This window comes from Cupriavidus sp. SW-Y-13 (assembly GCF_009793345.1).
GTDB lineage: Bacteria > Pseudomonadota > Gammaproteobacteria > Burkholderiales > Burkholderiaceae > Cupriavidus.
In genome coordinates this window covers 83902-93015 of the sequence record NZ_WHLX01000004.1, presented here as the reverse complement: position 1 = coordinate 93015, position 9114 = coordinate 83902, and the positions used below count along the sequence as shown (strand labels likewise).

The following is a 9114-nucleotide window of genomic DNA, read 5'->3' as shown; positions in this document are numbered from 1 at the left end:
CCCTGGAGCGGCTTGCATTTAAGCTGCGGCCTCGCGGAGGATCATCGGCTTCACGCCCGCAGAACCGCTCAGATGAAGACCCGATCGCCCGCTACAGGGGGGTCTTCAGGCTTGGCACTCGACTCTTCAGCGGGGGCTACTGCCTTCGGCGAGAACCGAACAGAGTGGAGGCCGCAGAGCTCTTCCATCTCAGCATCGCCCAACAGATCGTGCACGTTGTACAGCCTGTAAAGAATGGCGGCCACCGAGCGGCGATGCGAAGCTGCGATGTCAACGTAGGGCACCTTGCGCTCAACCTCATCCTTGAGGAGCGCATCTTCCTCCGGCGACCACTTCGATCCCTTGGATTCCAGCCCAGGAGCGCGATCAGTGTCTGCCTTGGGCGTCGCACCGTCGGATGTCCCCACCAGCCGTGTGCGCGCGAGATCTATCCAGACCTGGCGCTTGTCATTCTGGCTGGCGTGGAATTGAACGCTGGCGATGACAAGCAGCGGATCGACATCCAGACCCAGTGCGACTTTCCAGGCTTCGTCCACGGACAGCGACGCCTTCCCAGTGCGCCATTGCGAAAAATGCTGCTTCGACACACCGAGATACTCGGCAAGGGTGACGTCCGCATGGAAGCCCTTGGCGAGCTTGAGGCGATCCAGCCATTCGACTGGCGACGGCATCTCGACCGGCCCGGCCTCGGGTGCGCGCTTCCTTGCGTCAGCGGCGGCACCCGCCTTCTCAGGCACGGTCGGCAGTGGCACCCCCTGCAGCTGGCTGAGGGCCGCGGCGCCGGCGGCAGCGGCGTGGCGGATGTTGGAGTTCAATCTCACAACACCGTCTGGGTAGGTACGCCCGGTTTCCTCAAGTCCCGCCGACAGATTGAGGAGGATCTTGATGCTTCGTTGCGACTGAGCGTTGATGGACATGACAGACCTCCCCTATCTCACTTGACGAACTGCGGCGCTGCTCGCCGCCTCTACGCAAGCACCCCACTCCACTGCACCGCGGCGATCGCGCCGGCGAACAGCAGAACGTCCCTCACCGCGTCAAACCCGATGTCGGTGGCCGCAGCGCCTTGCGCTCGGGCAAACCGCCAGCCTTGAATTGCGAGGACGAAGGCAAGTAGCGACGTCAAGAAGAACGGCCGAACGATCTCTGGCACAAGCGCCGCGAGCACGCCGAGCAGCAGCCCGTCCCGAACCCCCTGAGTCACATCGCTGATAGAGAGCGTGCCAAGGCGGAAGACCGCCGGCTCGCTCTGTCGAGAAGGCAGATACGACATCCTCGCTGCGTCATCAGCTTGCGCCAGCCTGGGCCAGTGCCTCACCAGCAGCGGCCCCACCGACTCTTGCCACACAGCACTGGCAAGCCAAGGGTAGAAGATCGCGATCACCAACCGGTAGACCGCATAGAAGCAACCCGCTCGCATTGCGGTCGAAAGAAGCTCGAGCCTGTCCATGGTCACCGGCCTACGGGCAAGGAACAGGGACGGGCGCGATCGTCAGCGATAGCAATGAGCAGCGCCGCGGCGAAGATCGCAGCAACAATGCCAAAGCTGCCGGCCAGGTCAAGAATCGTGACCGGCACAGCGTCAAGCGGCGAGTTTGTCTCCGGCACAAATGACGCAACCCAACGGCATGCCGACAGGAGCTCTTCGTCAATGAGGACAACTGCCCCGATTCCAAGCGCCAGGGCAATGACGATGCCGAAATGGGACAGGCTTGCAGCCACGCGATCTTCCAGCAGTACCGGGGCTTTGGGCGTCTTGCGCCAGAGGAAGTAGAGAACCGCGATTGCCGCAGCAGAGAGAAGGACGAAGCCGATTGAGTGGAGCATGATCATACTGGTAGGTATTGTGGAGATACTCAAAGCCCGAGATCCGCACGGATCTTCGCGACCTCAGGCATCTTCCGGTACCGGATTGCCTTGACCCCTACGGTCTTCAGCAGCTGGTCGCGGCGGCGGTCAAGCGCCTTCTGCGCGCTCTTGTCATGCGTCGCGTCGTCGAGCTCGATGACAGCGACCACACGGAATTCCTTGTTGCAGACGATGAAGTCGCCGCGGTTGTGGGCCACCTGGTGACGCGCCTTTGTCTTGTCGACCAACGCCATGGTCTTGACCTTGAGGAACGCTCCAAACACCACCTGTGGTGCGACGATCAGGTCCCGGCCGGCGGCCTCTTTCAGGCGCCAGAACAAGTCCTGCTCATGCTCGGTCAACAGTGGGATCGTTTGGTAGTGTTTGGGGGAGTACTTCGACCCCGACTGCAGCCTCTTGACGACGAGGTAGACGAGCACCGCGAGGATCGCGCAGACGACCACAAGACCGGTGTAACTGATCTCCATAGTCAAATCCTCGCTAGGCTGCGTGCCTCTACTAGCGCCCCCGCAAGCTTGTTCGTTTGCTGAGAGAAGTAGGCGAACTGTTTGGTATGCACCCCCAGCCTCACCATCTCGGGCAGGTTGTGGGCGACGTCGGAAAGCTCGTAGATCAACGCGGCGGCCCTGGAACGGCGATCCGCCGCACCCCGATCAGTTGGGGAAAATCGTCCGAAAACGCCGCGGCGAGGCTTTGGCTCTGCCACGATCCCGCTGAGCTTGCGAATCTGCATGAACGCCTCACCACACAGGAAGAGGGCCTCGGATTCCACCGTCTGTGGTGGCGCTGGTTCACTGACTAGTTGGTTCATGGGCGGTAGTGATGTCGTCGAATACATACGCTTCGATACGTAACACGTATCTATACTATATCATACGCAAAATCGTCGCCAGAGTGAGAGCGGCAGACATCCACCGGCCTGTCGGCTGATCGTTTTGTCCTTGCCAGAGCTCTGCATAGAGAGAGGGGGCGCACTACGTGTACGAAATCTGGCTTATCGAAGCGAATGGCGAGCGCGTGTTGGTTCGTGACGACGTCCTAGACCCAAACTTGGCACAGACACTCGTGAGCTGCGGGAACCAAGGTGCCGCACTCCGAGGTCAAGCGCACCGCTATGAAGCCGTGCCGGAGCCATTCGCCGATGCCGATAAGGCTTCCTAACGCAACAGGAATGCACCGGGCGGGAGATCCGCCCGGCCCTCCGGGAAACACAATGCAGACCGAAATCACTGAGTATCGGCAGTCACAGCACAGCCAAATTGATCAGGCTCGAGCAGAAGCGGTTGAGCGACTGCACCAGGCGACGGCGATCTATACCGCGGGGCCGGTGGTGGACCAACTCCTTGGGCGGCTTGACTGGCCTCGGGATGGGCGCCGGCTGGTCGACCCGAGCTGCGGTGACGGCATGTTCCTTGAGCGTGCCCTTGGAAAGCTCCTTGCAGCCAGCAAGCACTCGCGCCTAACAAGCGCCAGTCTGCTGGCGCAAGTCGAGGGCTGGGAGGTGCACGCAGGCGCGTGCATCGAGGCGCGTGCACGTGTCGCAGCTACGCTGTGCCGACATGGCTATGACCACGCGACTGCCACCAAAGTGGCCGAGTCGATGGTCCATAACCGGGATTTCCTGACTGACGGGCCGCAAACGGCCGTCTATCACGTTGTCGCCGGCAATCCGCCCTACCTGCGCTGGGTCAACGTCCCGCCCGTTCTGCAGGACCTCTATTCCGGCCATGTCCCGGATTTCGCTGCGAAAGATCTTCTGCATAGCTTCCTGGAGCGTTGCAGTCGTGCCATTCATCCGGATGGTCAGATCGGGTTTGTAACTGCCGATCGTTGGCTCCTGAATGCCGGGGCCGCGGAACTTCGCGCGACCTTAGGGACCCGGCTTGCCATTTCCCACCTTGAACGGTTGGATTCAAGCTCGGTGTTCTATCGCCCGAAGAACCGTCGCTCGGGCACGCCCCCGCGGGTTCACCCTGTGTCTGTCGTGCTGAAGGCGACGGCCGAGCCTCCGCAGCGTTCGCACGATTTTCGCGTGCTTACGGAGCGGCCAATCTATCCAGGCGTCGACGAAAGCCGTTATGAAGGCCTTCCAACGCTGGAACAGTTCGCCCAGGTACGCATCGCACCATGGCTCGGCTCTTCCGGGATCTTTGTGGTGGACAAAGAAACGGCCGCGACGCTGCCGGGCGAGTACCTGGTGCCAGCGGTCGACACCGATGACATTGTCGACGGCCGCCTTTGCACGCCGCGGCGATTCGCCATCAGGACGGCGCCTGGTGTGACGCCGTGCAATCGCCTGATTGAGCACTTGCAGCGCCATATGCACAAGATGGCGGCACGGGGCCGGCGGGGTACCTTCTGGCTACCGCCGGAGACCTTTCACCGCATGGATCTGTCCCGCGAGACATTGCTCGTGCCGCGGATCGCCACGTCGCCTAAGGCCGTGCGCGTCCCGCCCGGCATTCTGCCGATCAACCACAACCTGAGCATCGTGTGCGGTGAGCCTGGCGTGCTTGATCGAGTCGAGGCCGCGCTCCGCTCGCCTCTCGCAGCGCAATGGGTGCGTGACTACGCCCCGCGCCTGGAGGGGGGTTATTTCTCGCTGACCACAACGTTGCTCAGGAAGATGCCGATCGACGCTCCGTTCGCTTGAACCACCTTTTGACGCGTTGTCGCGGGCACAACCATCTCCGTGAATTCCAACGCCAAACACGACTGAGGGGCGACATGAAACAACGTAAGAAACCATCGGTATCCCGGCTCACTAAAGGCCTGTGGCGCCAAGCGTATGACGCCGAAGAGAAAGCAGCCAAGTTACGCGAGTTGGGGTTTGACCGCTATGCGAACTCTGTTGGGGCGGCTGCAAGAGCCTTTTCCGATGCCGCGTTGTTCTTGGAAGCGAAGGCAAGTAAATGACCGGGGATTTCTCGTCGTTCCTGGCGGCTGATGCGCGGAGCAAGCGGCGACTACCCGTTGACCTACAACGCTTGTGGAGACTGGAACGTGGATTGTGCCCAGTACATGGCCAGCCGTTGAGCCTCTCGATCCAGGCAGAGCCCATAGACCGTGCGCGCGACCTTTCTCCTTTGGAATGTCCTGTTGCTGGTTGCAGCGCCAAGGTTTCAGCGTGGGACTGGAATCTCCCGGGCAATGAGAATCGCCCCTATTGCATCGAGAGCCTTGGCGACTGAGATCGTTGCTATGTCGCGCAGACGTTGGAAGTGTGAATCTCTTTCGGATTGATCAAGTCACATGCAAATCGAATTCTGCCAGCAAGGCACATGGGGCGCGCTAGAAGCGGCCCGCGCATGGTGCCGCGAGAACGGTATATCAGTGGGGCAGTCATGTGCCACCGGGCCGTCCGGGTTGCTCTTCGGGAAAGTCGACTGGATTGCGAAATGGCGCAATCTCACCGAGGACGAACAGGACGCCCTGCACGGGACCATGAGTGGCGACTTCCGAGAGGGCCCGATCGTGATCGTTCTCAAGGATGAAGCAGTCGCTGCGCACATGGCCGTCATGAAGGCCAAGAATCCACCAACGCCCTAGGCTGCCCCTGGGCGAGGACGGTACCCATGCGAACGACAAAGACTGTGTATTTCACGATGATCTTGCATCCTGCCTCGGGATGGACGCGCATTGGAAATGCCTATCCGAGCAAAGCGGCTGCCAAGGATTGGGTGCCATTCGTTCGGAGGGCGTGGAGGGGCCTCCGAACCAAGGTGGAGCCGTGCACCTTGCTGTTTGACGATGGAGTACTCAGCGAAGAGTCTCGGCGCGAGCTCGATCAGAAGTTCAACGCCGACGCGGAGGCGAGAGCGCCTCAAGCATGCGAACGGCAAGCCGCCGGGATGACATGAACTTGACGAAATTTACAATAACAGGTAACAATACGCGTATTGTATTCGCTGTGCCTGTATTGGAGCACACCGCACCGGCCGGGAGCCGGTAGTACCCGAGTGCGTTGCGCTCGCCTTCGGAGGGGAAAATGGAAGCAGCTGATCGATCCAAGATGGCAGGCGTGGCTGGACTGGTTTTCGCAATTTGTCTTTGTGGCTTGGGCTACTGGCTGGGCCTCCTCAAAGGTCTGTTGCCAGCCGCTGCGTGCATCATTGCGGGGGCAATGATGATTACCCAACGCCGATGGAGTGCCGGATTTGCGGCGGTGATTGTGGTCGTGCTGTTGTCCTTGGCCAGCCCATTGCTGCCGCCGATGCCGTTCTGAGGCCGGTGCACGACAGATTTCGTGAGTTGGAAAGGGAGCGGCAACCCGCCGCGTAACGGCAGAGTGGGCCGTACCGGTCGGCCGGCAGCCGGCGCTTCGAGAACGCTCCGCGCAGGGGCCCAAATGAAGGACAGGACCATGTTGGATTGGATTTGGGCGGGCATTTGTTTGATCACCGGAGTATGCATCCTTGCTCGCAGTGTCTATGTCGAGCATCGAAGCATGGGTAACGGTGATGCAGCTACGCATGTGCTAACGATACTGCTCGGGGTGATCTTCCTGTTCTTCTCGGCTTTGGCAATGTACGAACCATGGCTCATTCCATTGCGCGCGTGGTTCTCGAGCGCCATACCTGAGCCAGGAACCCTATTTCATGACCTGACGACCTTCGCTTTGACACTCGGTGTGGTCACGATCTATGTCATGGCCGTCGGAGCTGCCACGATGCTCCCGTTCGAAAGGTGGTTGAAGCGTCAAACTCCGAGCCAGAGAGCTTCATCGATGCGTTGTCCCGAATGCGGGGCGCAGCGCAGTCGCGGATGAGATGTACTGCGAGCCCCACGTGCCCGGCAACTTTATGTGTGACAAGTAGACTCAACATGTGGGCAGCATTTTCCCTAGTTTCCGCGGCAGTCATAGCCGCAGTTCCGGCGATCGCACTCGCATCGCCTACCGACGATCCCATCGCGATGGCCATTGCCTCTTCCGGCGTGGCCGTTGAGCAAACCCTCAGCCCCGACCAGGCATTCCGCCCGACGGTGCAGCAGCACGGGCACGAGATTGAGATCCGGTTCTCGATCGCCGACGGATATCACCTCTATCGGGACAAGATCCGCATCGAGACCGACCCACCTGGCGGCCTTAGCGACCCTGTTTTCCCAGCAGCAGAAGTGAGGGTGGATCGGGTTCTTGGTCAGCAGAAGGTGTTTTCCAGGGACGCCACGGTGCGGCTGACAGTGGCAGAGCAAGCCCCCCATCGCTTCAAGATGACAGTCAGGTATCAGGGCTGTGCCGGGGTGGGCGTCTGCTTCCCGCCGCAGGAAGCGCGGTTCAAAGTCAAGGGCACGCCCTCCCCCGTGAAAGCAATCTCATCCCCGCCGGCGCCGCCCATGCCGACGCCGATTGCGCCGATCGCCTCCGCGCCAGAGCCAGCCCCGGCAGCCGCCCCCCTCGAGGAGATGAACATACCGCCGGCGGCAACCGATCAGAGCAAGAGCCGCGGCCTGATGCTGTCGTGGCTGGGAATGTTGGCGGTGGCCACGATTGCCATCGTCCTGTCCGTATTTCTGAACGCTTTCGAGCCATTGCGGCCCGACGCTAGGAACCGCCACCGGTTTGCCAAGGGGTTTGGCCTCCTGCTGTTCTTGTTCGGCGCCGCACAGATGGTCGGCGTGTTCGCCGGCGGCAGGAGCCTCCTTGCCCCTCTCAGCGTCCTGCTATCCGCCCGCTAGCGCAGTAGAGATGAACGAGGCGCGTTAGTTCTCAGGGCAGCGGTATTCACCACACGAGTGCACAAATGCAGGTCTCCAGCATTGTTGTAGAGGGCCAGGTATGCCGAGACATGTACGACGAGCATCCAGGGCTCGCGTACTTCTACATGGATGGCCGCCGGCAGGTGCCGATCAGTCATCCGCTTTCAATGACGGATGGCAAGGCCCTCGCTGAATCAGCGTGGCAGCGGTATCACGCCGAGTCGAGGTCAGCGGACGAATACGAAGAGTACGACGGCCAGTTCACGCCGAGCCGCGTCCTCCTCCTGAACTGCGACGAGGCGGTCCTTCAATGCTATGAGGGGAATGGCTGGCTAACCGAGTTTGACTCACCCGAGCAATGGGCCGCAATGCTTACCCAGGCCGGTGAACTCGCGTCTGAAGCGTCCATCGAGGCTGGCTGGGATAACTTCAGTACCGCGAAGGGGCTTCGAGCTCAGGCGACCCACCTTCGTCGGCGAGTATCAATTTCTCAGGCCCATTTCGGAATGTTGCCGGCGCCGAAATCCCGCCCGAAGCCACCTGCCCCTCGCATGCGAGGGCTGGACGAGCGGATTGCTCTCGCGCTGGCACGCATCACCCGCATTGCCTACCCTGAGGAATGGCGCAGTGAAAGGGAGGCCGTCGAGAGAGCAGCTGAGGCCGTCGGTAGACGTGACTACCACGCAGGCCTGGATGAGCCCCCCATCATGTTTGCCGACGAGCCTATCCTGTTGCAGGCATGGGCGGAAGGCCGCGCCGAGGCCGCGGATTCTGAGTAGAACCGTTATCTGGACTCGATTCGTCTCCGCGCACCTTCCGACCGAATACGTGCCTCACACAAAAAACATCATTCCGCGCGCAAATACCCTCGTCGAAATGTATGTTTTAGCTAGAAAAATTTCATTGAGTGAATAGTGTCCCATTCGCCACTTGCCGAGATTCACGATCGCCCGTAGATTGACCAAGGAACGATAACGGCACACCGTGCAGGAATGAACAATGGAAGAGAACGCAGTCGACAAGAAGAAGAAATCTCCGTTTGTGGTCGGGGTTTGGATGCCGATGAAGGAGGAGCCGGTCCACAACGGACCGTATGAACTCCAACGGGCCGAACCGACCGCCGACGAAATTCGCAAGCCCCATCGGGTGACCTGGGAGAACGGCAAGTGGACAGGTTCGGTCGAGGGCTTTGTGCACTGGCGCGGAAGGGAACTCGCGGATATCACGATACATAGGCGCTGGCGCAAACGGATGAAGAACTATCGTCTGGGCAATCCAGCAACGCACGCGCCGGCGGCCAAGAGCGCATGGCTAATGGCACGACGCGCGGTCGGATTGGAACTCGCTGGACCTGCGTACAGGTACTACCTTGTCGCTCGCGCAATAGACAAGAGCAGAGTCAAGCGCGTAGACGAAGAGTGGATGATCCAGTTCGCGCAAAATCCAGCCAATGCTTTGCTGGTAGAGGACCAACAGGCGCGGGTCAATTCGTACTTCGGGAAACGCGGCGGAAGACCTTCGGTCGTGAGCGGCGAACCGCGCCAGTGA

General features: G+C 60.6%; 13 protein-coding genes. 8 read left to right on the top strand and 5 right to left on the bottom strand.

What is annotated here, in order from left to right; translation table 11 throughout:
* Window positions 1–68: 68 nt before the first annotated feature.
* Genes GA566_RS30380 through GA566_RS30360 form a run of 5 tightly spaced genes read right to left on the bottom strand, consistent with a single transcriptional unit; the run spans window position 69 to window position 2680 of the window.
* Entirely contained in the window at window positions 69–917 is an 849-nt protein-coding gene (locus GA566_RS30380) for a helix-turn-helix transcriptional regulator (protein ID WP_111734073.1), read from the bottom strand.
* A 50-nt stretch (window positions 918–967) separates the two neighbouring features.
* On the bottom strand, window positions 968–1450 hold the full coding sequence (locus GA566_RS30375; protein ID WP_017515274.1) for a hypothetical protein: 483 nt from the start codon (window positions 1448–1450) through the stop codon (window positions 968–970).
* A gap of 2 nt (window positions 1451–1452) precedes the next feature.
* Window positions 1453–1833 carry a hypothetical protein gene (locus GA566_RS30370; protein ID WP_017515273.1) on the bottom strand — a complete coding sequence of 127 codons (381 nt, stop codon included), beginning with the start codon at window positions 1831–1833 and terminating at the stop codon, window positions 1453–1455.
* Window positions 1834–1856: 23 nt separating this feature from the next.
* Window positions 1857–2336: a DUF2726 domain-containing protein gene (locus GA566_RS30365; RefSeq protein WP_124682106.1), complete on the bottom strand. Its 480-nt coding sequence runs from the start codon at window positions 2334–2336 to the stop codon at window positions 1857–1859.
* 2 nt (window positions 2337–2338) lie between these two features.
* Complete coding sequence (locus tag GA566_RS30360) at window positions 2339–2680, bottom strand: hypothetical protein (protein ID WP_035833587.1); 342 nt, start codon at window positions 2678–2680, stop codon at window positions 2339–2341.
* Between the two features lie 402 nt (window positions 2681–3082).
* Between GA566_RS30360 and GA566_RS30355 the strand changes: the two genes are divergently transcribed.
* The 8 genes from GA566_RS30355 to GA566_RS30320 all read left to right on the top strand — a co-directional run bounded on the left by GA566_RS30355 (window position 3083) and on the right by GA566_RS30320 (window position 9114).
* Window positions 3083–4522: an N-6 DNA methylase gene (locus GA566_RS30355; protein WP_111733976.1), complete on the top strand. Its 1440-nt coding sequence runs from the start codon at window positions 3083–3085 to the stop codon at window positions 4520–4522.
* Between the two features lie 74 nt (window positions 4523–4596).
* Complete coding sequence (locus GA566_RS30350) at window positions 4597–4785, top strand: hypothetical protein (protein ID WP_124682105.1); 189 nt, start codon at window positions 4597–4599, stop codon at window positions 4783–4785.
* Between the two features lie 336 nt (window positions 4786–5121).
* A complete protein-coding gene (locus tag GA566_RS30345; protein WP_017513752.1) occupies window positions 5122–5418 on the top strand; it encodes a hypothetical protein in 297 nt (98 codons plus the stop codon).
* 439 nt (window positions 5419–5857) lie between these two features.
* The gene (locus GA566_RS30340) at window positions 5858–6094 is read left to right on the top strand and encodes a hypothetical protein (RefSeq protein WP_111733974.1); all 237 of its coding nucleotides are present in this window, start codon (window positions 5858–5860) and stop codon (window positions 6092–6094) included.
* A gap of 138 nt (window positions 6095–6232) precedes the next feature.
* Window positions 6233–6637, top strand: coding sequence for a hypothetical protein (locus GA566_RS30335; RefSeq protein WP_160475139.1), 405 nt, complete (start codon window positions 6233–6235; stop codon window positions 6635–6637).
* A gap of 56 nt (window positions 6638–6693) precedes the next feature.
* A complete protein-coding gene (locus GA566_RS30330) occupies window positions 6694–7545 on the top strand; it encodes a protein-disulfide reductase DsbD N-terminal domain-containing protein (RefSeq protein ID WP_160475138.1) in 852 nt (283 codons plus the stop codon).
* A 65-nt stretch (window positions 7546–7610) separates the two neighbouring features.
* Window positions 7611–8345 carry a hypothetical protein gene (locus tag GA566_RS30325; protein WP_017513746.1) on the top strand — a complete coding sequence of 245 codons (735 nt, stop codon included), beginning with the start codon at window positions 7611–7613 and terminating at the stop codon, window positions 8343–8345.
* Window positions 8346–8565: 220 nt separating this feature from the next.
* The gene (locus tag GA566_RS30320) at window positions 8566–9114 is read left to right on the top strand and encodes a hypothetical protein (RefSeq protein ID WP_017513745.1); all 549 of its coding nucleotides are present in this window, start codon (window positions 8566–8568) and stop codon (window positions 9112–9114) included.